The 24,825-nt window shown below is 71.5% G+C and carries 18 protein-coding genes; 3 read left to right on the top strand and 15 right to left on the bottom strand.

Annotation, left to right across the window (positions count from 1 at the left end):
- Nucleotides 1-2: 2 nt before the first annotated feature.
- The 15 genes from AB852_RS25255 to AB852_RS25185 form a co-directional block, all read right to left on the bottom strand.
- A complete protein-coding gene (locus AB852_RS25255; protein WP_073792499.1) occupies nucleotides 3-650 on the bottom strand; it encodes a PIG-L deacetylase family protein in 648 nt (215 codons plus the stop codon).
- Nucleotides 647-1,471, bottom strand: coding sequence for a sugar phosphate nucleotidyltransferase (locus tag AB852_RS25250; RefSeq protein WP_073792498.1), 825 nt, complete (start codon nucleotides 1,469-1,471; stop codon nucleotides 647-649). The genes AB852_RS25255 and AB852_RS25250 overlap by 4 nt, the downstream gene beginning before the upstream one ends.
- A 13-nt stretch (nucleotides 1,472-1,484) precedes the next feature.
- Nucleotides 1,485-2,720: a class I SAM-dependent methyltransferase gene (locus AB852_RS25245; RefSeq protein ID WP_073792497.1), complete on the bottom strand. Its 1,236-nt coding sequence runs from the start codon at nucleotides 2,718-2,720 to the stop codon at nucleotides 1,485-1,487.
- Complete coding sequence (locus tag AB852_RS25240; protein ID WP_073792496.1) at nucleotides 2,717-3,991, bottom strand: glycosyltransferase; 1,275 nt, start codon at nucleotides 3,989-3,991, stop codon at nucleotides 2,717-2,719. The genes AB852_RS25245 and AB852_RS25240 overlap by 4 nt, the downstream gene beginning before the upstream one ends.
- A gap of 2 nt (nucleotides 3,992-3,993) precedes the next feature.
- Complete coding sequence (locus AB852_RS25235) at nucleotides 3,994-5,316, bottom strand: hypothetical protein (protein ID WP_073792495.1); 1,323 nt, start codon at nucleotides 5,314-5,316, stop codon at nucleotides 3,994-3,996.
- A 1-nt stretch (nucleotide 5,317) separates the two neighbouring features.
- Complete coding sequence (locus tag AB852_RS25230) at nucleotides 5,318-6,841, bottom strand: right-handed parallel beta-helix repeat-containing protein (RefSeq protein WP_073792494.1); 1,524 nt, start codon at nucleotides 6,839-6,841, stop codon at nucleotides 5,318-5,320.
- 8 nt (nucleotides 6,842-6,849) lie between these two features.
- Nucleotides 6,850-8,802 carry a heparinase II/III family protein gene (locus tag AB852_RS25225; protein ID WP_073792493.1) on the bottom strand — a complete coding sequence of 651 codons (1,953 nt, stop codon included), beginning with the start codon at nucleotides 8,800-8,802 and terminating at the stop codon, nucleotides 6,850-6,852.
- A complete protein-coding gene (locus tag AB852_RS25220) occupies nucleotides 8,799-10,988 on the bottom strand; it encodes a bi-domain-containing oxidoreductase (RefSeq protein WP_073792492.1) in 2,190 nt (729 codons plus the stop codon). The genes AB852_RS25225 and AB852_RS25220 overlap by 4 nt, the downstream gene beginning before the upstream one ends.
- Nucleotides 10,989-11,021: 33 nt before the next feature.
- Nucleotides 11,022-12,950: an asparagine synthase (glutamine-hydrolyzing) gene (gene asnB / locus AB852_RS25215; RefSeq protein ID WP_073792491.1), complete on the bottom strand. Its 1,929-nt coding sequence runs from the start codon at nucleotides 12,948-12,950 to the stop codon at nucleotides 11,022-11,024.
- 3 nt (nucleotides 12,951-12,953) lie between these two features.
- Nucleotides 12,954-14,477 carry a Wzz/FepE/Etk N-terminal domain-containing protein gene (locus AB852_RS25210; RefSeq protein ID WP_073792490.1) on the bottom strand — a complete coding sequence of 508 codons (1,524 nt, stop codon included), beginning with the start codon at nucleotides 14,475-14,477 and terminating at the stop codon, nucleotides 12,954-12,956.
- Nucleotides 14,474-15,871 carry a Wzz/FepE/Etk N-terminal domain-containing protein gene (locus AB852_RS25205; protein WP_073792489.1) on the bottom strand — a complete coding sequence of 466 codons (1,398 nt, stop codon included), beginning with the start codon at nucleotides 15,869-15,871 and terminating at the stop codon, nucleotides 14,474-14,476. Before AB852_RS25205 ends, AB852_RS25210 begins: the two co-directional genes overlap by 4 nt.
- On the bottom strand, nucleotides 15,868-17,148 hold the full coding sequence (locus tag AB852_RS25200) for a glycosyltransferase family 4 protein (protein WP_073792488.1): 1,281 nt from the start codon (nucleotides 17,146-17,148) through the stop codon (nucleotides 15,868-15,870). The genes AB852_RS25205 and AB852_RS25200 overlap by 4 nt, the downstream gene beginning before the upstream one ends.
- Entirely contained in the window at nucleotides 17,138-18,457 is a 1,320-nt protein-coding gene (locus tag AB852_RS25195; protein ID WP_073792487.1) for a nucleotide sugar dehydrogenase, read from the bottom strand. Before AB852_RS25195 ends, AB852_RS25200 begins: the two co-directional genes overlap by 11 nt.
- Nucleotides 18,458-18,530: 73 nt before the next feature.
- Nucleotides 18,531-20,009: a sugar transferase gene (locus tag AB852_RS25190; protein ID WP_073792486.1), complete on the bottom strand. Its 1,479-nt coding sequence runs from the start codon at nucleotides 20,007-20,009 to the stop codon at nucleotides 18,531-18,533.
- Nucleotides 20,010-21,271: 1,262 nt separating this feature from the next.
- Entirely contained in the window at nucleotides 21,272-21,694 is a 423-nt protein-coding gene (locus AB852_RS25185; RefSeq protein WP_073792485.1) for a secondary thiamine-phosphate synthase enzyme YjbQ, read from the bottom strand.
- 296 nt (nucleotides 21,695-21,990) lie between these two features.
- On the opposite strand from AB852_RS25185, the gene AB852_RS41675 reads away from it, so the two are divergent.
- The 3 genes from AB852_RS41675 to AB852_RS25175 all read left to right on the top strand — a co-directional run bounded on the left by AB852_RS41675 (nucleotide 21,991) and on the right by AB852_RS25175 (nucleotide 24,667).
- Nucleotides 21,991-22,074, top strand: a complete 84-nt coding sequence (locus AB852_RS41675; protein ID WP_353961784.1) for a putative leader peptide — start codon at nucleotides 21,991-21,993, stop codon at nucleotides 22,072-22,074.
- A 656-nt stretch (nucleotides 22,075-22,730) separates the two neighbouring features.
- On the top strand, nucleotides 22,731-23,537 hold the full coding sequence (locus tag AB852_RS25180; protein ID WP_245876907.1) for an ATP-binding cassette domain-containing protein: 807 nt from the start codon (nucleotides 22,731-22,733) through the stop codon (nucleotides 23,535-23,537).
- Entirely contained in the window at nucleotides 23,534-24,667 is a 1,134-nt protein-coding gene (locus AB852_RS25175) for an LLM class flavin-dependent oxidoreductase (protein ID WP_073792483.1), read from the top strand. The genes AB852_RS25180 and AB852_RS25175 overlap by 4 nt, the downstream gene beginning before the upstream one ends.
- Nucleotides 24,668-24,825: the final 158 nt, after the last annotated feature.

The following is a 24,825-nucleotide window of genomic DNA, read 5'->3' as shown; positions in this document are numbered from 1 at the left end:
GTTCATTCCCCCAGGTCGAGAGTGAGTTTGGTGGCGGCGAAGGCCTCGGCGTAGCGCGTGTGGCATTCGATTCCGCGGATGCGTGCGAGGCCCAGGAAGGCCTCCCGGTCGTACCAGGGCCGGTGCCGCTGCGAGGGGTAGTGCTCCTGGAGCAGCCGCACCTTGCGTTCGGCGGTGTCGGGTGACAGCGGCTGGTACGCCGTCGGGCGGCCGAGGTCGCCGTCCCATTTGACGATCTCGTAGCCGAGTACGAGGTGGTCGCGGAACGCGGTGGTCATGAGCTTCGCCAGGACGCGGTGGTCCTGGTGCGCGTCCTCGGTGCGCGGGGCCAGTACGAGGTCCGGTTCGGTGCGCTCGCGCAGTTCCTCGACGGCGGTCTTGGCCTCGTCCCAGTGGGTCGGCAGCCGGCCGTCCGGCAGTTTGAGCACGGTCAGCCGCAGATCGGCGCCGGGGCAGAAGGCGGCGAGCGCGGCGCGCTCCTCCCGTTCCCGCTCGCCGCCACCGCCGGAGAGCACCAGCGCGTCGACGCGGAGGTCCGGCCGCGCGAGGCACATCGTCAGCAGGGTGCCGCCCGCGCCGATGGCGATGTCGTCGCAGTGCGCGCCCACCGCGACGACGCGGTCCAGGCGTCCCGCCCCGAGCCGTATCACGCGGTCACCGTTCCGCCGCTGCCGCTGTGCTGGTACGTCCCCGCGCCGTCCCGTTCCCATACGGCCCACGGGCGGTCGCCCCGGGTGTACGCGGTGTCGAGCGCGGCCCGCTCCTTCACCGTGTCGGTCGGCTTCCAGAAGCCGCGGTGCTGGTACGCCACCAGCCGCCCGCGCTTGGCCAGTTCGGCGCATCCGTCGGCGACCAGGTCCCCGTTCTCGGGAATGTGGTCGAAGACCTCCTGACGGAGCACGAAGTAGCCGCCGTTCTCCCACAGCGGCAGTTCGCTGACCGCGGTGATGCCTCCTACCAGGCCGTTGTCGCCCAGTTCCACGCAGTGGAACGAGGACTGCGGCGGCACGACCGTCATCGACGCGCCGGCGTCGCGCCGGGCGAACCGGTCGATCATCTCGGGCAGCGGGGCGTCGGTGAGCACATCGGCGTAGTTGGCGAGGAACATCTCGTCGCCGTCCAGATGGTGCCGCACCCGGCGCAGCCGCTCCCCGATCGGTGACTCGATGCCGGTCTGCACGAAGGTGATCGTCCAGGAGGCGATGTCGGTGGACAGCAGTTCGGTGCGCCCGCCCCGCAGGACGAAGTCGTTGGACGTCGTCTCCTCGTAGTTGAGGAAGTAGTCCTTGATGTGGTGGGCGCCGTAGCCGAGGCACAGGATGAACTCCGTGTGCCCGAAGTGCGCGTAGTAGCGCATGACGTGCCAGATCAGCGGGCGTGGGCCGACCATCGCCATCGGTTTGGGTACGTCGTCCGCGGCTCCGTCGCGCATGCGCATCCCGTAGCCGCCGCAGAACAGTACGACCTTCATGCTGTGACCTCTTTCATGACGCGGCGTCGACAATGCTCAGTTCCGGAACGGGGAAGACCAGCCGGCCGCCCCAGGTGTGCACGAAGGACAGCTGCTCGACCAGTTCGTCCCGCAGGTTCCAGGGCAGGACGAGCACGTAGTCCGGCCGGTCGGCGGCTATCCGCTCGGGCGGCAGGATCGGGATACGGGCGCCCGGGGTGAACCTGCCGTGCTTGTACGGGTTGCGGTCGACCGTGTACGGGAGCAGGTCGGGCCGGACACCGCAGTGGTTGAGCAGGGTGTTGCCCTTGCCCGGGGCGCCGTAGCCGACGACCGTCTCGCCGCGCTCGGCCGCCTCGATGAGGAACCGCAGGAGGTCCCGGCGCACCTTGGCCACCCGGGCGGAGAACTCGGTGTACCCGGACAGCTCCTGGAGTCCGGCGGCCTTCTCCTGGGCCAGTACGTCGGACACCGCCCGGCTGGGCTCGCCGGCCGCCTCGGAGGGCCTGGCCCACAGCCGGATGGAGCCGCCGTGGGTGGGCAGCAGTTCGACGTCCACGAGTGTGAGTCCGCCGCTGGCCAGCGCCCGGATCGCGGACGCGACCGTGTAGTACTGGAAGTGCTCGTGGTAGATCGTGTCGTACTGGTTCTGCTCGATCAGGGTCAGCAGATGGTGCACCTCGATGGAGACCCAGCCGTCGTCGGCGACCAGGGCGCGCAGCCCCTTCGTGAATCCGACCACGTCGGGGATGTGCGCGTAGACGTTGTTGGCCACGACCAGGTCTGCCGGGCCGTGCTCGGCGCGGACGGCGGCGGCGGTGTCCGGGGAGAGGAACTCCGTGACCGTGGGCACCCCCGCCTCGCGCGCCGCGGCGCCCACGTTCACCGATGGTTCGATGCCGAGGCAGCGGACACCGCGGTCCACCATGTGCTTCAGCAGATAGCCGTCGTTGCTCGCGACCTCGACCACGAAGGCGTCGGCGCCGAGGCCCAGCCGCTCGACGGTGTCGGCGACGTAGGTGCGCGCGTGCTCCACCCAGGACGTCGAGTAGGAGGAGAAGTACGCGTACTGCGTGAACGTCTCCTCCGGGGTGATCAGCGGAGGGATCTGCGCGAGCCAGCAGTCGGTGCACACCCGCAGGTGCAGCGGGTACGCCGGTTCCGGCAGGTCCAGTTGGTCCGCGGCGAGGAAACTCTCGCACGGCGGGGTCGCTCCCAGGTCGACGACGCTTTCCAGCGCCGCCGAGCCGCAGAGTCGGCATCGTGTCATCTACTTCCCCCATCTCCGCCCGCGCGGGTTCCCCGTCGCGGGCCAGTGCTTCCGTCTTCTGCGGGCGGCGGGCCGTCCCCGCCGCCCGACCGGCCCGCGATCGCGGTGCGGTACCCCTCCACCAGGCGCTCCAGCCCGACGGCCGGGCTGAAGTCCTGCTCGTATCGGCGCCGGGCCGCCCGGCCCATCTCCCGGTTGCGGTCCGGCTCGGCCGTGATCCGGCGCAGCCGGGACGCGAGCGAGGCGGGGTCGTTCGGCTGGTGCAGCAGCCCGGTCACCCCGTCCTCGACGAGTTCGACGAAGGCGCCGTGTCCGGCGGCGACCACCGGGACGCCCGCGGCCATCGCCTCCACGACCACCAGACCGAACGCCTCCAGCCAGGTCGAGGGGGCCACCACGGCGACCGACCGCGCGATGGCCCGACGGCACCGCGCCGGGTCGTACAGACCGGCGAACCGCACATCGTCCCGGCCCGCCGCCCAGGCGGTCACCTCCCGCTCCAGGGGTCCCGCCCCGGCGATCACCAGCGGCACGCCCACCCCGCCGTCCGCGGTGATCTCGTCCCACGCGGCCATGAGCAGCCGTACGCCCTTGGTCTCCGCGAGCCGGCCGAGATAGAGCAGATGTTCGCCGGGGCCCGCTCGCCGGTCGTCCGGGTCGGGTACGAAGTTGTGCTTCACCGCCAGCCGCTCGGACGGCATGCCCGACCGCACCAGGACATCGCGCTGCGCCGCGGAGATGCAGAAGAACCGCTCCACACCGGACCACCACCGCCGCCGGTTGACGGCAAGGCTGACCGCGAGCGGCACCGTCGCCAGCCTGGAGTTCCGGTAGCAGCCGTGCCGGACGGCGGGCAGCGGTGTCGACCCGACGCACTCGGTGCACGGCCGGCCGTCCCGCTGGAGCGTGCCGGGCGGGCAGACCTGGGTGTAGTTGTGCAGGGTGGCGACGGCGGGCACACCGGCGTCGGCGCAGGCGGCCAGCACCGCGGGCGACAGGAGCGGGAAGACGTTGTGGATGTGCACCACGTCCGGCCGCTCGGCGCGCAGCCGGGTGGCGAGCTCCTTGCGGACCGCCGGGTTCCACGGCACCAGCAGCGGTATCGCGGCCTTGCCCGGCAGGGAGCGGGCGGGGATGTCGTCGCTGCGCCGTTCGAACAGCCCGACCCGGTGGCCGGCCGCGCGCAGCAGTTCCGTCTCCTGGTCGACGACGTTGTTCTCCCCGCTCGGCTGAGCCGAGGAGTAGCGGTTGTGCACCACGAGGACATGCATGCTCAGGTCACCTCCGATTCCCGGGCCCGGCCCGGGAGACGTCGTCGGGGTACTGCGGGGGTCGGGGGCGGCGCGGTCACGGCGGGTGCCGCCAGCAGGGAGGCGGCCACGGCCAGATGCAGCAGATACGGCGAGGCGTCGCCCAGCCCGGCCTCGGTGTACGACGCGATGGCGCAGTAGCTGATCAGGAAGATCGCGCAGGCCCGGTGCAGCGACGGTGGCCGCAGCAGCGCGACACCGCCCAGCACGACGAAGACCGCCACCACGAGGGCCGTGCCGGTGAGGCCCTGCTCGTGGTAGACGGCCAGCCAGCTGTTGTCGATCGGCAGTCCGCCGTACGACTTGTCGCCCAGGCCCACGCCGAACAGCTGCTCCGAGCCGGTCCGGGGGGCTGCCAGCAAGGCGTCCCAGACCTTGGCCCGGCCGGTGAGGTTGGAGAAGTTCTCCTGGCTCTGGCCGCGCAGGAACCACGCCTGGAGCGCGGAGTTGAACGCCACCGCGGCCACCACGGCGATCAGCACCGCCCAGGCGAAGAACCGGCGGGCGGCGGCGCTGGTCATGACGAGCGAGCCGATCGCCAGCGTCAGCCCGATGAGCAGACCGAGGGTGGCCGTACGGGTATGGGTCAGCGCGAGCAGGACGAACGACAGCACGATGACGACCGCGGCACTCGCCCTGTCGGTCCGGCGGCCGACGAGGAGCAGCACGGTGAGCCCGATGATCACCGCGGCGTACTGTCCGATCTGCGGCGGGGTGAGCGGCCACAACGCGCCGACCAGCCGTCCGCCGTAGAGCTCGGGCATGGCCGCGCCCGGCGAGACGACCGCGCCCGCGGCCACCGATCCGAGCACCGCGAAGTAGATCCGGATGTGATGCCGGACGAACGTCAGGCCGCCGTCCCACCAGCGGCTGAGCAGCCACAGCGTGCCGACGAAGAGCGCCAGCCGGGTGCAGCGGAACAGCGCGCCGAACCCGGACTCCAGATACGCGCTGGAGATCACGCTCGGCACCAGCAGCAGGGTGAGCAGGGACACATAGGCGCCGGGCCGCACGCGCAGCCGGAGGTTGAGTGCGAGGGCCAGGGCGAACGCGGCGACCAGCGCGCCCATGGTGACCATCTGGATGAGGGAGCGGGGCAGCGGGACGATGGTCTTGGCCCCGGCGGAGCCGAGTGTGTTGAGGACCAGCAGTCCCCAGACGATCCCGACGGCCTTCGGTGTGCCGGGGCGTGGTTCGGCACCGGTCGGCGTGCCGGTCGCGCCGGGGCGCGTGCCCGTCGCGCCGGGTCCGCCCGGTGTCCCGTCGTGCCGCGGGTTCCCGGCCATCTCAACCACCGGCCCGTGGGTCGAGGGTGCTGTCCGCGTCCTGCTGGTAGGGCGCGGACTGCCACTGCCCGAAGTCGAGGACCCGGCTCGGGTCGTGGGCGACGAACTCCCAGGGTCCGACGTACACGTTGTGGTGCCAGCGGTTGTGCTGCTTGAGGGTGATCGCCTCGGACACCTGGTCGCCCTGGTACGGCGACCAGTCCGGGTAGGTGCCGTAGTTGGCCAGCACCGCCATGCGGTCGCACTTCGCCGTGCATCCGACGACGGAGGTGTCCAGCACGAAGCGGTTGTGGTGGATGTCCACCCGCTGGGTCCGCCACCGGCAGTCGGCGTGGAGCGGTGCGCTGGCGATCCCCGGCCGGGCGCAGCGGTCGGTGTCCCGCACCAGCAGCGTGCAGTCGCCGGACGAGGTGTTGGCGGGGCTGTTGCAGAACCGGTCGGCGTTCTCCCACAGGGTGATCCCGGACCAGTTGTCCTCCAGCACGTTCCGGTAGATCTCGATCTTGTTCGTGCGGGCCGGGACACGTGGTTCGCCGCCGGACTCGGACAGATAGACGGTCGCGAAGGGGAAGTTGTCGCCGCGCTCGGCGTTCCGGCGGCCCTCGACCCAGTTGTTGCGCCGGATGGTGTTGTTCCGGATGACCGCGTTGTAGCTGGTCTCGTAGATCAGGGCGGCGCCGTCGTTGGCGTCGAGGACGTTGTCCTCGATACGGAAGTCGTTGTTGTTGGTGTCCACCCAGAGCCCGGGTCCGCGGTTGTCGTGGACCCAGTTGCCGCGTATGTCGGCGCCGTCGACGGCCCAGAACTTCACGCCTCCGGTGCAGCCGCAGCCGGGCCGTCGCCGCTCCCAGCCGTCGGTGTTGTTGGCCACGATCTCGTTGCCCTCGACGACCAGGCCCTTGACCTGACCGGCGCCCTTGTACGCGTTCATGCCGTACTGGCCGTTGCCGCGCAGACAGCTGGCACGGACCTGCTGGCGGGCACCGGCCATCAGCCCGGCGCCGGAGTTGTGCTGGATCTTCGTGTGCTCGATCACCCAGCCGTCGGCCGAGTCGTGGTTGACCACACCTTCGTCGTGCGGTGCGACGAAACCCTGGACGGTCAGATGGCGGATGGTGACGTCCTGGGCGTCACCGCCGAACGCGTACTGGTTGGTCCTGCGGCCGTCGAGCACCGCTCCGGGCGCGCCGAGGTAGCGGTTGCCCTTCTTGGGGACGACCTGGGAGAAGCGGTCCGGCCCGAGCCCGTGCTTGCCGGGCCGGAGCCAGAACGTGGTGTGCGCGGGGCTGGTCCGGGTCTTCGCGGCCAGGTCACCGACCACCGCGGGGTCGACGGTCACCGCGCCCGCCGGTGCCTTCGCCGGTCCCGCCGCGGGCTTGGCGCACACCCGGGCCACCGGCCGGGCCACGGACGCGGACGGCGCGGCGGACGGCTCCGCCGGGGCGACCGGTGCGCTCACGCAGCCGCTCGCCAGCAGGGCCGGTGCCACCACCGGTAACGCCCAGTTCCGCCACTTGATCCCCACGCGCCCCCCTAGCCGTGGAATCCGAGGACGGTGGTGAACCCGCTCGCGCCGTCGGCGAATCCGGTGCCGACGAGCGTGGTGCTGGGTTCCTTGCGCCCGAATCCGGCGGAGTACCAGCCCAGTGGCGGGCCGGTCTCGCCGCGATGCGCCCGCCAGCTCAACTCCCCGGGCAGGTCGAGCACCGCGGAGCGGTCCTCACCGTCCCGGGTCCAGGTGAGCTGTGCCCGGTTGCCCACCAGGTCCGCGGTGATCGCGGGCCCGAGGTGGAACGCCAGCCGCGCCGCCTTGCGCGGGCCGCTCACCTCGTCGGTGATCCGCAGTTCCTGGCCCGCCCCGGTCAGCTCCACCCGGCGGCGGTGCACGGAGCCCTGGTATCCGTCGTGCTCGGCGCACCAGCGGGCCACACCCCCGTCGGCCGTCTCCCCGGTCTCCGTGGCCAGGACCCGGCTGCGGGCCTGCCGGGTCCACAGGAACGGGCCGCCGGAGACGGACTGGTCGGCGCCGCCCAGCTCCAGGGTGTTGTGGCCGAGGGTGGACCGGAAGTACTGACGCCACTCGGGCTGTCCGTGGTAGCAGTACGTCCCCGGGTCGGAGAGTACGTCGACCCCGTCGTGCCGGACCTCCACGGACAGCGCGTCCGCGTGGGCGTGCGCGGCGATGGACAGGAAGCCGTGCGGACCGCCGTCGCAGCGGCACCAGATCCCCGCCGGACCGCGCAGGATGGTGAGTCCCGCGTCGGCGAAGCGGGCCGGCCGGTTCGCCGGGCGGGTCACCGCCGGCGGCGTGGACCGGATGAGCGCGGCCAGCAGCGGGGTGCGCACATCGGTGCCCGTCACCTCCGGCCACCAGGTGAGCCGGCCGAACACGGCGTCCCCGGTGGCCAGCAGCGAGGCCCAGCGGTCGGTGCCCGCGCCGTCCACGATCAGACCGTGGCCGTCGTCCGAGTCCCCCTGGCGCGGCGGCCGGAGCCGGTCGTCCACGACGGCCGCGAGCGCGTCGGTCATCCGCAGCAGCACCAGCCGGACGGAGCCGGGGACCGGCACCTCGGCGGCATCCGCCTCGGCCACCGCGGCCAGCCCGAGTTCGAGCACAAGGCCGTGGTACTCGGTGGCCAGCTCGCGGTTGAGGCCGGAGGGGAAGGTGTTGCTCCGCAGATGCCGCTCCAGGGACCGCAGCGCGTCGGCCCGCCAGCGCGCGGAGGAGGGGAACCAGTCGAACGCGCACGCCGCGGCGAACTGCCCGGCGGCCTCCGCGATGATGTGGTTGTTCGCCGAGGACCCGCGGCTGGGGAAGGCGGCCAGCCAGCGCTGGTGGTGCCAGATCTGGTGGAGCGCCTCCGGGTTGCCCTCGAACAGCCCGGCCGCGCCCGGCCAGCCGTCGAGCAGTCGGCGGGTCCACACCCAGGACAGCAGCCGGATTCCCAGCTCGATACCGCTGATCCAGTGCACCCCGCGCAGCGGCGGGTTGGCCGCCCACCACGACCGCAGATGCGCGGCCACCCGCTCGGCGTACCGCTCGTCCCCGGTGAGCGCGTAGGCGGCGGCGAGCACGGTGAGGTACTGGTGCCGGGACGGCTCCCAGATCTGCTTGATGTCGCCGACCGCGTCCTCGCTGCGGTACGGCACGTCGAAGGCGTAGCCGGACGGCGCCCGGCGCCCGGTCTTCGGGTCGTACCACCAGTCCGGGTCGGCCAGGTCGTCGCGCTCCACGCCGAACCATTCGGCGTGCCCGGCCATCAGCCGGTCCGCCTCGGCGACGAGACGTTTCGCGGCGTCCGGCGGCACCGCGGCGATCGTCCCGGCGGGCAGCACCGAGGTGAAGCGGGCACCCGTGACGCTCGGGCTGTCGGGCACCCCGGACCGCCACCGGCGTCTGCGGACCGCGTCGCCCGCCCGGCCGCCGACCTCCCGCGGTCCCATCCGGGACAGCCGCCGCAGGTACCAGCCCGCGCTCATGGTCATCGCGCCGCCGCCAGCGTCACCGGCGCGCCGCCGGCCAGTGCGGCCCGCACGGCGAAGGTGGCCGCCGTGGTGGCGACCAGCGACTCCACCGGCACCGGCATCGGTCCGCCGGTCCGCACGGCCGTGAGGAACGCGTCCAGTTCGGCGCGCTGCCCCTTGTCACGGGCCTTGGCCAGCCGCGGGCTGTTCCACCGCTTGCGGCCGTGCACGGAGGCACGGACGAAGTCGTCGAGCCGCAGCACCTTGCCGTCCGCGATCAGGTCCAGCGTCTCCTTGGGGAAGTCGGACGAACCGGTGGTGACATAGCTGAGGGTGGCGGTGGACCCGTCCGGGTAGCGCAGCACGACCTGGAGGTCCTCGTTGCCGGACGTGGCGACCGCGTACACCGAGACCGGGTCGGCACCGAGCAGCCAGCTCGCCGTGTCGATGAAGTGCCCGCCCTCACCGGCGAACCGCGAGCCCTCGGTGTTCTGCTGGAGGTACCAGCTGCCGTTGTCCAGCCGTCCCGCGTTGATCAGATAGCGCAGGCTCGCCGGACCGCTGCGGGCGCCGAACCGCTTCCTGGCCTCCTGGAGCAGCGGCGCGAACCGGCGGTTGAAGCCCACCTGGAGCCGGTCGTTGCCGGACTCCTCCACCGCCGCGAGCACACCGGCCAGCTCGCCCTGGTCGAGCGCCAGCGGCTTCTCCACGAAGACCGCCTTGCCCGCGAGGAGTGCCTTGCGGGTCAGTTCGGCGTGCGAGCTGTGCCGGGTGACCACGAACACCGCGTCGACGGACGGGTCCCCGAGCGCGGCGTCGAGATCGGTGCTCGCCGCGGTGAAGCCGAACTTCCGCTGCGCGTTGACCCCGGACAGCGCCGTGGTGGTGACGACCGTGGACAACTCGACACCGTCGCGCCGGGCCAGATGCGGCAGCAGCATCGACGTCGCGTAGTTCCCCGCGCCGACGAACGCCAGCCGCACCGGCGCCGTGGCGGACCGGTTCCGGGTGGACACCGCGCCGCCGCGCCGCACCTCGGGCACGGCGACCTCCGGGGCCTGTGCCTCGGCCGTGTGCTCGGTGTGGCCGGGGTAGCGGAACAGCACGGCCACGGCCTTCAGGTCGCCGTCCTTCAGCCGCTGGTACGTCTCGACGGCGTCGTCGAAGTCGGCGAGGTGCGAGATCAACGGTTCCACGTCGATACGGCCGCGGGCGTGGAGGTCGAGGAAGCACGCCAGGTTGCGGCGCTCGGTCCAGCGCACATAGCCGATGGGGTAGTCCCGCCCCTCCAGTTCGTACTCCGGGTCGTAGCGCCCGGGACCGTACGAGCGGGAGAACCGGACGTCGAGCTCCTTCATGTAGTACGCGTTCCACGGCAGGTCGAGGCGGCACTTGCCGATGTCGATGACCCGGCCGCGGTCCCGGCTCAGCCGGACGGCCAGCTCGACGGGCTGGTTGCTGTCGCCGCCGGCCGCCAGGTACACCTGGTCCACGCCGTGACCGCCGGTGAGCTCGGCGACGGCGGCCTCGACGGCGGCGGACGCGGGATCGCCGCAGGCCGCGGCGCCCAGGCGCGCGGCGAGTTCGCAGCGCGCCGGGTCGGGGTCGACCCCGACGACACGGACCCCTGAGGCGGCGAGCAACTGCACCACCAGCTGTCCGATCAGCCCGAGGCCGATGACCAGCGCCACATCACCGAGCTGGGACTCGCCGCGGCGGACGCCCTGCAAGGCGATCGACCCGACGGTGCCGAAGGCGGCGTGCCGCGGCGCGAGGCCGTCGGGCACCGGGGTGTACAGGTTCTTCGGCACCCAGTTCAGCTCGGCGTGCAGCGCGTGCTCGTTGCCGGCGCAGGCGACGACGTCGCCGACCTTCACATCGTCGATCCCGCTGCCGACCTGCTCGACCACCCCGCACAGCGAGTAGCCGAGCGGCGTCCAGGAGTCCAGCTTGCCCATCACCTTGCGGTAGGTCGCGGGTACCCCGTTGGTGGCCACGCTCTGCATGACCTTGGCCACCTGGTCCGGCCGGGAGCGGGCCTTGCCCAGCATCGACATGCCGGCCTCGGACACCTTCATCAGCTCGGTACCGGTGGAGATCAGCGAGTAGGCGCTGCGGACCAGCACACCGCCCGGCTTGCACCCCGGCACCGGTACGTCGAGCAGCGCCAGCTCGCCGCTCTTGTAGTTCTGCACAACCTGTTTCACCGGAGCTCCTCTTGTTCCTACGTCGTCAAGGCGTCAGACCGACTGGCTCCGGCCGGAGCCGGAGGTCGCGCCGCGGTACCAGTACTCAAGGGTCAGCACATGCCACAGATGCTTGGAGAAGTCGCGCTGTCCGGAGGCGTCCTCGGCGACGAGCCGTGCCAGCGCGTCGCGGCGCAGGAACCCGGAGTTGACGAGCACCCCGTCGTTCACCACTTCGCGCACCAGCGGTGCCAGGTCCCGGCTCATCCAGGCCCGCAGCGGTGCGCTGAACAGGCCCTTGGGCCGGTACGCGATCTCCCGGGGCAGGATCGAGGTGGCCGCCTCCTTGAGGACGACCTTGCCCTGACGTCCGACGATCTTGCGGTCGCCGGGCACCGCGAACGCCGCCTTGACCACCTCGACGTCCACGTACGGCACCCGTACCTCGGTGGACGCGGCCATGCTGGAGCGGTCCGTGTAGGCGAGGTTCAGGCCCGGCAGGAACATCCGGGCGTCGGTGAGGCACATACGGTTCACGAAGTCGTCGAGGTCGTTGTCCTGGTAGGTGTCCGCGTGCTCGGTGAGCACGTCGTCGACGGTCCCGGCCAGGTCCGGATCGATCAGCGCGAGCAGCTCGCCCCGGTCGTACATGGTGTAGCTGCGCCGGAACGCGGTCTCCTCCGGCAGATCCGCGAAGGAGAGGAACCGCTTCGCGAAGCGCACCGACCGGTAGCCCCGGCGGGATGTGGCGACCGGCAGCCGGTCCACGGTCCGGGACAGTCCGCGCCGCAGGGGGCGCGGGACGCGCTGGTAGCGCAGCGCGAGGACGTTGGCCAGGTGCTTGCGGTATCCGGCGAACAGTTCGTCGGCGCCCATCCCGGAGAGCATCACCTTGACCCCGGCCTCCCGGGCGGCCGAGCAGATCAGATAGGTGTTGATCGCCGCGGGGTCGCCGATCGGCTCGTCCAGATGGTGGGTCATCCGCGGCAGCAGATCGGTCACCTGCGGGGCGATCTCGATCTCGTGCAGGTCGACGCCGTACCGCTCGGCCACCTGCCGGGCGTAGCGCAGATCGTCCGGCATCGCCTCGAACTTGGTGTCCTCGGCCCGGAAGCCGATCGTGTAGGCGGAGATCCCGGGTTGGTGGCGGGCCGCCAGCGCGGTCAGATAGCTGGAGTCGAGGCCGCCGGAGAGGAAGGTGGCCACGGGTACGTCGGAGAGCATGTGCCGCCGGGTCGACTCCTCGACGACGGCGCCCAGGTCCGGCTGCTCACCGGCGCGGGCCAGCTCCCGCCCTTCGTGGGCGATGTCCCGGAGGTTCCAGTACGTGCCGCGCTCGACCCGGCCGTCGGCCCGGCAGCGCAGCCAGCTCCCCGGCGGCAGCTTCTCCGCCTCGCGGAACGCGCAGCGCGAGTCGGGCACCCAGTAGTAGAGGAGTGAGGCCACCAGCGCCGCGTGGTCCACCTCCAGGGACCCGTCGGTCACGGCGGCGAGCGCCTTGAGCTCGGAGGCGAACATCAGGCCCGTACCGCGCCGCAGCAGGAACAGCGGCTTGATGCCGAGCTGGTCGCGGGCGAGCACCAGTTCGCCGGTCCGTTCGTCGAAGACCGCGAACGCGAACATGCCGCGCAGCCGGGGCAGGCAGTCCGTGCCCCAGCGCCGCCAGGCCTCCAGCAGCACCTCGGTGTCGGAGGTCCCGCGGAAGCGCACCCCGGCGGACGCCAGTTCGGTGCGCAGTTCGGGCGCGTTGTACAGCTCGCCGTTGTACGTGAGGGCGAGGCCGTCCGAGACCATCGGCTGGGCGCCGGTCCCGGACAGGTCGATGATGGCCAGCCGACGGTGCCCGAGGTGTACTTCGCCGTCGCCGAGGGAGTGGCTGTAGCGGCCCGCCCCGTCCGGACCGCGGTGGGCGAGGACATCGGTGAGCCGGTCGGTCACGACCTTCCCGTCCGGCCATCGGTAAGTGCCTGCGATGCCACACATGTGCTAGCGCGCCTCCTGGTCGTTGTCCGGGACGAGTGCGGCCGCCGACCGCACCGTCCTGTGCGGCAGGCCCGTGCCGTTGTGCCGGGCGGGCCGCTCGTAAGGGCCGCGCAGCGCGGTGTCCAGCCCGTCCCACAGCGTGCCGTCGGTCCGGTCCCGTGGATCGGGGTCGATCAGCACCACACCGAGCACCGCGATCCGCTGGTCCGCGAGCTGTCGCGCCACGGTGTGCAGCCACGCGGCGCTGCCGTGCCCGGCGCGTACGACGAGCACGGTCCGGCCGCCGAGGTGCTGGAGGTCGGTCCACGCCGTGCCGGGCGCGACCGAGCCGACGCCGATCCTGCGGGTCTGATGCGGGACGTCCGCCGCGCCCTCGCCGCTGACCACGGCCGGGTCGTCCGGCTTGCGGCTCCCCGCGAGCCCGGTGCCGGGCAGCCCGTCGACGACGACCACCGGCCCCTCGGCCGTCAGCGCTCTGGCGACGTTCAAGGCGATCACGCTCGTGCTGTGCGCACAGCCCAGTTCCAGCAGCGACACCGGTTCCGCGGAGCCGCGCACGGTGCGGGCCAGGGTCGTGGTGAGCCGTTCGTGTGCCGCCCGGGTCCGTCGGCGCTGCCACGGCACGAGGGGTCGGCGGGGCAGGCGGCGCAGCTCCGCGACGACCGAGGCGCCGAGGTTCGCCGCGATGTCCCGGCGCAGCACGGGGCGGTCCGCCACCACCGTGCCGACGGCGGCCAGCGCGAGTCCGAGGACGAGCCCGAGGACGAGCCCGATCGCGGCGTTGGTGACCGCGGCCCTGGGCAGGGAGTGCGGCACCGCGCGCGGACCGTCCACGATCAGCGTGCCGGCGGTGAGCCGGGGTGTGCCGGTGCGTGCCTGCGCGGCGCGCTGGTCGAAGTCGGCGATCCGTGAGTTGAGTTCGGCCCGGCGCGCGAAGAGGGACTCGATGCTCGCCGACGCTTCCGGGTCGCTCTCCGGTGACCGGTCCCCGATCGCCTTGTTGACCTGGGCGAGCTCGTCCCGCATCCGGTCACGCTGGTCGAGCAGTGCTTCGGCGTCGGCCTTGGCGGCTTCCCGCATCCGGCTGACATGGTCCGCGATGAACGCGTCGGCGAGCGCCTTGGCCCGGGCCACCGCCTGCGCGTCGCTGTCACCGGTCACATCGATCTGCAACAGGTTGTTGGTCAGGCCGGTGCCCCGGTACTCCTGGATGAAGTCCTCCGGTCTCTCCGGGGACTTGAGGGCTTTGAGGGCCTTTTCGGCGATCCGTGTGGTCCCGAGCAGCGCGACATCGGTACGGATCAGTGTTCCGGTGTCGTTCGGCTGGTCCTCCTTGTGGGCGACCAGCACCTTGGTCACGGCGGTCGGGGCCGGCGGCAGCAGGACCGCCACCGCCCCGCCTGCCAGCAGCCCCAGGAGCGCCAGGGAGGACCAGAGGCGGCGGCGTCTGCGTACCGCCACCACGAGCGCGTGCAGGTCCAGCAGCGGAGCCGCCGCCGACGGCTCCGTGGTCGTGCTCGTCGTCACACCGACTCCCCCGTCGCGTTGCCGTGCGCCGCGAGCGCCGCGGGGGCGTGGTCCGGAGGATCCCCGTCGGACGGCGTCGGACGGGCCCGGACCGTGTCGGCGACGACGATGCCGACGACCTCGTGCCCGCCGTCCGCGCACGCCCCGGCGAGACCGGCGAGCTCCCCCGCGGTCCAGCTGCCCGCGCTGAGCACGACCAGCGCACCGGACTCGGCGCCGCTGTCCGGCACCATCGGCCGGGACACCGGGACCTCGACCACCCGCAGCGCGGGGTTTCCCCTGCTGGAGGAGCTGGGCGCAGGATCGTTCCCGGCGAGGGCGACCAGCTGCCCGGCGGCCCGGAGGGCGGTCCCGTCGCCCTCGGGTACGACGACCAGCAGCCGCCGGGGGGCCGGCAGCCGGTCCCGGAGGCGGGCGCACACCCGCTGGTAGCGGATCTGCCTTCCTGCCTCGTCGCCGGACAGCTGCGGGGTCGGTACGTCCCACGGGGTGTCGACGCCCAGCAACCGGCGGACGCGGTTCATCCGGCCACCGGCCTCGGGCCGGTGCGCGGGCCGTTCGCCGGGCACGTCGACCCTGCCCAGCAGCGCCGAGCCCAGGGCCGCGGCGATCTCCGGTTCGGTGCGCGGTCGGCGGTTCATCCGTGCGGCGGCGAGATGGCCGATCACCGCGAGCAGGAGGAACACCAGCGCCCCGGCGACGACGAGCTGTGTCCTCGTCGGGGGCGCCTGGCCGGTCGGCCGGGCCGCGGGCCCCATGACGACCATGCCGGCCTTGCTGGTCGCCGGGTCGGCCTGGTCGAGCTTCTTCATGGCCTCCTCCAGCGCGGTGCGCAGCTTTTCGAGCGCGGTACGGGCCTGCACGCTCTCCACGCTCTGCCCCGCGTCGGTCGCGTTGGCCAGTTCGGTGATACGGCGGTCGGTCTGCACCACCTTCTGCCGCAGGGCCTCGGGCCCCGTGGCCGCTTCGGGGTCGCTGCTGTCGCCCGCGATCCGCGCGGCGAAGGTGACGAGTTGCTGGGCCGTCCGGTCGGAGAGCCGCTGCGCGCGCTCCGGGGTCTCGGCCGTTCCTGAGATCGTGATGATGTTCCCGTCGGCGGCCTTGGCGCTGACCCGGTCGCGCAGGTCTCCGCCGTTGACGCCCGGCCGGCCGAGCGTGGCGGCCACCCGGTCGACCACCGCCGAACTGGTCGCGATGTTCACCTGGGTCAGCAGCTCGCGTTCCTCCCACTGCCCCGGCAGCAGTACCGAAGCCGACGCGGTGTAGCGCGGCGGGAACAGTACCGAGGTGCCGTAACCGACGAGCGCGCCCACCACGGCGAGCAGGGAGAGGAGCCGTCGGCGCCGACGGAGAATCCGCCCGATCGTGACCAGGCGTATCGACTCATCGCTCAACGGCGCGGCCTCTTCCCGGCGCGAATCCGGCCGTCCGCCGACACCGGGGCACGGCCCCGGACGGCAGCGGCGTAGGCGGCGAGCAGCGACACCTGCGAGTTCCGCCAGGCGAGCTCCCCGCCGATCCGCTCCTGGCCGGTCTTGCCCATACCGGCCCGCTGCTCCGGGTCGTCCAGCAGCAGCGCGACGAGCCGCGCGAACTCGGCCTCGTCGTTGGCGGGCGCGTAGAGGGCGGCGTCACCGGCGGAGACCCGCGCCTCCCGGAGGTCGAACGAGACGATCGGCCGGCCCATCGCCATGTACTCCAGGACCTTGTTCATGGTCGACACGTCGTTGAGCGGATTGCGCGGATCGGGGGAGAGGCACACGTCCGCGGTGGACAGATAGCGCACCAGGTCGGCGTCGGGTATGCGCCCGGTGAACTGCACCTGCTCGGAGAGCCCGAGCCGCCGGGACAGCTCGACCATCGCGTCGAAGGCGTCACCGGCGCCGACGAACACGGCGTGCCAGTCGGTCCGGCCGAGCTCGTCGCGCAGTTTCGCGAGGGCCCGCAAGGCGTAGTCGACGCCGTCCTGCGGGCCCATGACCCCGAGGTAGCACAGCAGATGAGGCTTGCCGCGCTTGAGCTCCGGCTCGGGCGGTACCGGCTGGAACCGGTCGGTCTCGGGCGCGCTGCGCACCACGAAGACATCCTCCGGCCGCCTGCCGCCACGGCGTATCGCGACGTCCCGGTAGCTCTCGTTCGTGGCGAGCACGACGTCCGCGGTCCGGTAGGTCATCCGTTCCAGCGCGCACACGGCGCGGTAGAGCAGATCCTCACCGCGGCCGAACCGGGAGAGGTACAACTCGGGTGACAGGTCGTGCTGGTCGAAGACGAATCGCGCGCCGCGCCGTTTCAGCCACAGCGCCGGAAGGAACAGCAGGTCGGGCGGGTTGCAGGCGTGGACGACGTCGACCGGGCCGACCTTGCGGGCCAGCCGGGCCGTGTGCCACAGCGCCGATCCGTACTCCCGCAGATAGCCGGCCGGTCCTCCGGTGGCCGCGCGCAACGGGTAGCGGTGGATCGACACCCCGTCGATCTCCGCCTCCGCCTCCGTGTCCCGCTTGGTGCCCTGCGGGCAGATGACGTGCACCTTCCAGCCCGCGTCGCGCAGGGTCCTGCACTCCTGCCACACCCGCCGGTCGAACGGCACCGACAGGTTCTCCACCAGTATCAGCGCGCGTCGGACCGGCCGGTCACCGGCGGATATGTCGTCGAACGATATGTCACCAGGCAAGGCCCATGTACCCCGGTTCGGTCCGGCGCGTGTCGGCGTCGGGAAGGTGGATGAGGTCGATGAGCAGCGGGCCGTCGCCATGCGGCAGCGCCGACAGCACGGCCGGGTCCCTGGTTCCCACCAGGCACACCTCGGCGTGGTCGAGCACCTCGTCGACGGAGTCGGCGAGCAGCTGCGCGAGATGCGGCAGCCGCGTCTCGATGTATTCGCGGTTCGCGCCGAGCAGCCGGGAGAGGCTCACATTGGCGTCGTGGATCCGCAGGTCGTAGCCCTTGCCGAAGAGCCGTTCGGCCAGCTCGACGAGCGGGCTCTCGCGGAGGTCGTCGGTCCCGGGTTTGAAGGACAGCCCGAACAGGCCCACCCGGCGTTTGCCGGTGCGCTCGACCATCTCCACCGCGCGTTGCAGATGCGCGGAGTTGGAGGGCAGCACATTGGCGAGGATGGGTACCGAGACATCGGCCCGCTGTGCCGCGTGGATCAGGCTGCGCAGGTCCTTGGGCAGGCAGGAGCCGCCGAAGGCGAAGCCGGGCCGCAGATAGGCGGGGCTGATGTTCAGTTTGCGGTCGGCCAGGAACACATCCATGACCTGGTGCGAGTCCACCCCGAGCGCCTGGTACACCGCGCCCAGCTCGTTCGCGAAGCCGACCTTGAGGCCGTGGAACGCGTTGTCCGCGTACTTGATCGCCTCGGCCGTCGGGAGCGGCACCCGGAACACCTCGCCGGGCAAGCCGTCGTACAGCGCCAGCACCGCGTCGCCGCTCGCCGGGTCGAGCTCGCCGATGACGGTCTTGGGCGGGTCGAAGAAGTCCCGCACACTGGTGCCCTCACGCAGGAACTCCGGGTTGACCGCGACCCCGAAGTCCACCCCGGCGGTGCCGCTGACGGACTTCTCCAGGATCGGTACCAGCAGGTTCAGACAGGTACCCGGGAGCATGGTGCTGCGGAACACGACGGTGTGCCGCCCGCCGGCCCGTTCGGCCAGTACGGCGCCGATCTGCTCGGTGACCCGCTCCAGATAGGTGGTGCACAGACTGCCGTTGGGCTCCGACGGCGTGCCCACGCAGACCAGTGACACCTCGCTTTCCATGATCGCTTCGCGGACGTCGCGGGTGGCGCGTAACGCGCCGGTCCGCACGACCTCGGCGATGAGCTCGCCGATCCGCTCCTCGACGACCGGGGCCTTGCCGTCGTTGACCAGGTCGACCTTCACCTGGTTCACGTCCACCCCGATGACCTCGTGCCCCATACTCGCCAGGCACGCGGCCGACACACAGCCCACGTAGCCGAGCCCGAAAACGCTGATCCTCATGACCCCTCCCTCCATCCGGACAGGCCCTCCCGGCCTGCGGTCCACGCGCTCGCCGGTCGACGGCTCCCGCGCATCAGTACGCCCCTTGCCCGTAGAGCACCGCACGCAGCGTCTTCCACAAGATCACGGTGTCCAGGGCGAGCGACCAGTCCTCCACGTACCGCAGATCCAGCCGGACCGCCTCCTCCCACGGCAGGTCGCTGCGTCCGCTTATCTGCCACAGACCGGTGAGTCCGGGCTTGACGAGCAGCCGCCGCCGGATGTCCGGGCCGTATTCCGCGGACTCCTCCGGCAGCGGAGGCCGTGGGCCGACGAGCGACATCGATCCGGTCAGCACATTGAAGAGCTGCGGAAGCTCGTCGAGCGAGTAGCGGCGCAACACCGCTCCCACCCGGGTCACCCGGGGATCCCGGCGGAGCTTGAACAGCAGACCGGCGCCCTCGTTGCGGTCGGCCAGCTGGTCGCGTGCCCGGTCGGCCCCGGTGACCATGGTGCGGAACTTGAGAATGGTGAACTCGCGGCCGCCCTTGCCGACCCGGCGCTGGCGGTAGAACGCCCCGCCGCGGCTGTCCATCGACACGAGCAGCCCGACGAGCACCATCAGCGGCGCGAACAGCATCAGCAGGATCGCCGCGCCCATCCGGTCGACGACTTCCTTGACCGCCCGGCTGCCCCCGGTGAAGGTCGGCATGCTGACCCTCAGCAGTGGTATGCCGAGCACCGCGTCGACATGCAGCCGCGGGCCGGCCACCTCCATCAGTACGGGGGCCACGACCATCTCGGCGTCGCTGCCTTCGAGGTTCCACGCCAGCCGTTGCAGCCGGTCGGGTGACCAGTGCGGGTCCGGTGTGACCGCGACGACACGGTAGCCGTCGCGGCGGACATGGTCGGCCACATCCGCGAGCCGGCCGACGACCGGCACTCCGTCCAGGTGGTCACCGTCGAGACCGTGCCCGTCCGTCGTGCACACCGCGTCCACCCGCCAGCCGAGATGCGGGAACTTGCGGGCCCGGCTGATCAGGTCGCGCACGGTGAGCAGGCTCCCGGCGGCGAGCACCGGTCGCAGGCAGCGGCCTTCCTTCCGCTGTTTGTGCAGCCAGAGGCGCAGCAGATACCGCGCTGTCATGGTGACGAGCGCGATCGCCGGGACCGCGACGAAGATCCAGAGCTTGATGTTGCGCGAGGTGAGGGCGATTCCGCCGAGCGCCAGCACGACGGCCGCCGTGAACAGCGAACGTCCGAGCCGGCGGAACTCCTCGGCCCCTTGTCCGAGCACGGCCGGAGCCCATGCCCGGCTCACGGTGAGCGCTGCCAGCACCAGCAGTTCGGTGCTGAAAGCGAGGATTCCCCACTTCTCATGCCAGTTGGCCGCGTCCCGGGCCCCGAAGAAGTTCCCGATCGCCCCCACCACGAAGGCGGTGGCCACGGTGTCGCTGGTGATCACGGTACGTCGGTACCGCTCCTCCCAGTGGATCGCGGGTTGGGTGATGGGCCCGTTCGCCAGACGCCCGCGCGCCGACGGAAACGGGTTGACTAATTCCCCCTGCTGCACAGAACCCCCCAGATCGCCAGCGGTTCGATGTGTTCGCCTCACACTGATCTCCCCGGAAGCCCCCGCCTCCCGGACCGCGCTGTTCCTCCCCCGGGAGGCCTCGCCCCCCACGCGTGACACGCCTGCTGTTTCAGCGCTGTTTGAACGACCCACCTGGCGGCAGCGGACTCGCCTGTCCTGCCAGAATCTCTCCGAAGTGCGCGGGAACCCGTTGAAACCTCGGGTGCTCCCCGCACCCAAGACCCCCCTCGCGGGTCCCGAGAATTGATCACTCCATGCCTGACGCCGGGACGCGAATGCCTGCTGTCCATAGCGCCGGACCTGGAGATCAACATTGTTCTTCTCGTGTCCGAACATCTGAAGCACGGTCAATCTAGACCATCGAAGGCGGCATGGAGAGGTGATGTGTGCAATTCGTGTTCAAGCTTTGGTAGTCACTTCACCGTTCGGTCACCACCCATGGGCACCTCGCCGACGGCCATATGCCCTTTGACCTGTGAATATGAGAGATTCCAGGGCCCCCGGCACAGGTGGGCGCGAGGGCCCCGAACGCGCACAACTCGGCTACGAACAGGCCCCGTTGAGGCCCTCCAGCGTGCCCATCGGGACGCCGGGACACCGTCCCGGACGACCCCGGGCATCACCACGGGAGGGCCACCCGCTCTCGGCAACCGCTTTCCATTGTCCGCGCATTACGGCGCGCCGCGTGTGGCCTGCGGGACGTGTGGGGCGATCACCAATGACGGGAGTGGGCATCAATTCCCCAGCGCGCGGCGGTCCGCTTCTCCGCCCGGCAAAACAAGGGGAGCGGTTTGAACTCCCGAGGCATCTGTTTCTGGACAACGCTCCGCGAATCCGGGAATCCCGCATTAACGCCCCTACAAGGAACGATCCGATATGGGGGGCGGTTTCGAAGGCAGACAACAGGCCATATGGCGAATCGCCTTCGACATGATCACTTCGGTCCGCTCGGAGGGACGCGTATCCGGCGGGGCGACGGGGGCGGGTCGTCCGGCCCGGGGTGACACGAGGGAGGGCGGGGTCACCCCTGGCGGGAGCGGCACCGGCCGGGGCGGCACCGGGCCGAGCGGCACCCCGGCGAGGCGGTCGCGCGGCCGGGCGACACCGGCCGGGCGACCCGAGCCGGCCAGGCGACCCGGGCGGGCGGCGACCGGGGCGGGGCGGGCGCTCCCGCATGGCTCCGGTCGGTCAGGACGGCCCGGGTCAGTCAGGACGGCCCGGTTCTGTCAGGACGGTGCCGGTCAGCCGAGGAAGCTCAGCCGAACCTGTCGGCGCGGGTTGTCCTTGTTGGTGTCCACCAGACAGACCGACTGCCAGGTACCCAACTCCAGTCGGCCCGCGAGCACCGGCAGCGTGGCGTGCGGGGCGACGATCGCCGGGAGGACATGGTCACGGCCGTGCCCCGGGCTGCCGTGCCGGTGCTGCCAGCGCTCGTCCGCCGGGAGCAACTGATGCAGGATGGCCAGCAGATCGTCGTCACTGCCCGAGCCCGTCTCGATGACGGCCACCCCGGCGGTCGCGTGCGGGACGAACACATTGAGCAGACCGTCACGGCCCGCCGCGACGTCGTTCAGGAAGGACGCGCAGGCGTCGGTGATGTCCGTGACGGATTCGCTGGAGCCGGTGCTGAGGTCGAGGACGCGTGTGGTGAAGGTGTCGGGCATGTTTCCATCCTCGCTCAGCCGCCCCACGCCTCGCATGGGCACCCACCGTCATCCGGCCCGATCCCCGCGTCCGCGCCCGGCGGCGGGGAAGCCTTGACGAACCGATACCGAACACTGATCGGATGCGACGAAACCCCTGGTCAGTGATCTGTGACCGGTCGGCCTCCCGGTCGTGGCGCAGCCATCGGACGCCTTCTCCCCTGGGGCATCCCCGGCGTACCCGTAGGCCGATACACGCGGTCCGCCTTTCGAGACGACGTTGACCCTGCGGCGACGGACTGACTACGTTCTGCCGCATGTCGCGTTCAGTCCTGCTCACCACGCGTGGTCACATCGACCTGCTGCGGGTGGCGTCCGCCGCGTGTCGCAGGGATCGCTGACGCACCCCTGATCCCGGACGCACTCTTGACCCGGTCGTTCCGGCCGATGACCGTACGCGGAAAGTCCGGGCGTAACGCTTCGGGTATCCCGGATCCTCCCTCCTGTTTCTTCCGTCTCGCCGCATGCCCACTCATGATCGTTCGTTCAAGTGTCCGACCTTCCGGGGTCTGATCCTGATCCGACGGGGCCACCGGGACGTCACGGTGTGGACGGCCGCTCGCAGCGGCAAGGTCGGCGCGAATCCGGCGATATCGAGTACGCCCGCCCCGGTCCGCTCGACCGGGCGCCATTGAGTCGTCGCCCAGGGCAGGCAGGCACGGAGGTATCGCCGGACAGGGCGGATACGACTCGGACAGGGCGGACAAGGCCCCGTACGACCGGCATTCGCCTCAGCCGCAGGCCCTCACGGGCACGGCTCCCACCCCCCCTCGTTCGACTCCCCTCCCGGCGTCCTCGCCGGTCTCGTCGTCCGTACGCTCGAAAGGCTGCTGCCATGGCGACCGGTCCCCACCGGGCAGCGATCCCGTCGAAGGTGACGCGGGCCGCCGCGCCTGATCATTCCCCGACCGCCGGAGGGCTCGCCAAGCCTTCCGTCCAGGACAACGCGCCATCCATCACACAGAGTTCCCGAACCGTCACACCTTTCTCGCCGGTCGTGTCGGGCCATCCCGTGGTCCATGTCGAGGGACTGACCCGCCGCTTCGACGGACGGCCGGTGATCGACGGGCTCGATCTCGACGTCCGTCCCGGTGAGGTCGTCGCCCTGCTCGGTCCCAAGGGGTGCGGCAAGTCCACCCTGCTCCGCGTACTCGCCGGTCTCGACCGCGAGATCCAGGGAACCGTCCTCGTCACCCGCGGCAGGGCCGTGTCCCTCGTGACCCCGCGCCCCGGACCGTGGACGAGGATCAGGCGCCGCCTTCGGCCACAGACGTCCCCCGGCCGCCCCTCCCACACGCAGTCCCACCGGATACCCTCCGCGTCGGTACCGTCCGACTGGGCCCGACCGGCGACCCGACCGGAGCGGGCCATCTGCACCTGGACCGAGTTCGTGTCCCCCGCAGCCGCTCAGCGGCATACGCGGCCCGCGGGGGCGCAGCGCCGTGAACCCGAACTCCTGTTGCTGGACGAGCCCTTCGCCGCCCGCAACGCACCGACCGGCGCCGCACGGCACCACATCGGCGAGCAGTGGCGACGGCACGGCCACGCGGTTCTCCTCGCCACACGCGACGTGGACGAAGCGGTGCTCCTGGCCGACCGGGTGCTCGTGATGTCGGCCGGGGTCATCGCGCACGAGACCGGGATCGGCCCCGGACGCCCCCACGACACCTCCGACCCCCGATTCGCCGTCCTGCGGGCGCGTCTTCGCGAGCAACTGGACGAGGGCACGGGTGCTCCCGGCCGTCGCCGAGGTCCGTCACCGGCCGTCGTCCCTCCGCACCACTCCCGGGAGTTCCCAGCATGACCGTGCATCTCCACTGGTTCCTGCCGACCGGGGGCGACGGCCGCACCCTGGTGGACCGCCACGTCTACGCCGACGGCGGGGTCAACCACTCCCGTACCGGCCCCGCGAGTGGTGTCCGGGCACCCGATATCGCGTATCTGACGCAGATCGCGAAGGCCGCGGAGCAGGTCGGTTTCGAGGGAGCGCTGACGCCCACGGGAACGTGGTGCGAGGACTCCTGGCTGACCACGGTGGCCCTGTCCCAGCACACCGAACGGCTGAAGTTCCTCGTCGCGTTCCGTCCCGGTGTCGTGTCCCCGGTGCTCGCCGCGCAGATGGCGGCCACCTATCAGCGCATCACCCGCGGACGGCTGCTGCTGAACGTCGTCACGGGTGGCGACGGAGCCGAACAGCGCCGTTACGGTGATCATCTGGACCACGATCGCCGCTATGCCCGAACCGACGAGTTCCTGACGGTCGTCCGCGGGGTATGGCGCGGCGAACCGTACGACTTCCGCGGTGACCACTACCACGTGGAGGGCGGGCTGACCGCCTTGCCGCCCGATCCGCTGCCCGAGATCTTCTTCGGCGGATCGTCGGCCGCGGCCGGACCGGTCGCGGCCCGGCACGCGGATGTGTATCTGACCTGGGGCGAGCCGCCTCAGCAGGTCAAGGAGAAGATCGAGTGGATCCGGGGGCTCGCCGAGCGGGAAGGGCGGACGGTCCGGTTCGGTATCCGTCTGCACACGATCTCGCGTGATTCGTCCGCCGAGGCCTGGGCCACCGCCCGGCGGTTGCTCGACGAGCTCGACGCCGGGACGGTCGCCACGGCTCAGGAAGCCCTGGGCCGCAGTGAGTCGGTCGGCCAGCAGCGCATGCTGGCGCTGCACGGCGGAACGCGGGAGGGCCTGGAGATCGCGCCCAACCTGTGGGCGGGCGTGGGTCTCGTACGCGGCGGGGCGGGCACGGCGCTGGTCGGCAGCCATACGGAGGTCGCCGACCGGATCGAGGAGTATCACGCGCTGGGTGTCGAACACTTCGTGTTCTCCGGCTATCCGCATCTGGAAGAGGCGTACTGGTTCGGCGAGGGCGTGATCCCGGTGCTGGCGGGGCGGGGACTGCTGCCGCCTGCGGCAGCGGCCGGGGCGTAGGCGGCGCCGGGGGCGCAAGCGGAGTCAGGGGTCCCGGCAGCGTGAGCGGCGCCTCGGCGCCAGGGCATGAGGGCGTCAGGGCGTCAGGGCGTCAGGGCGTCAGGGGTGGGTACCGCGGGCGTCGCCGACCGGGTCGCGTCATCCCCGGCCCCGAACCT

Origin of the sequence: Streptomyces uncialis, from assembly GCF_001905345.1 — a bacterium.
GTDB lineage: Bacteria > Actinomycetota > Actinomycetes > Streptomycetales > Streptomycetaceae > Streptomyces > Streptomyces uncialis.
The sequence above is the reverse complement of the archived record's forward strand: the minus strand, read 5'-3'. Positions and strand labels throughout refer to the sequence as shown.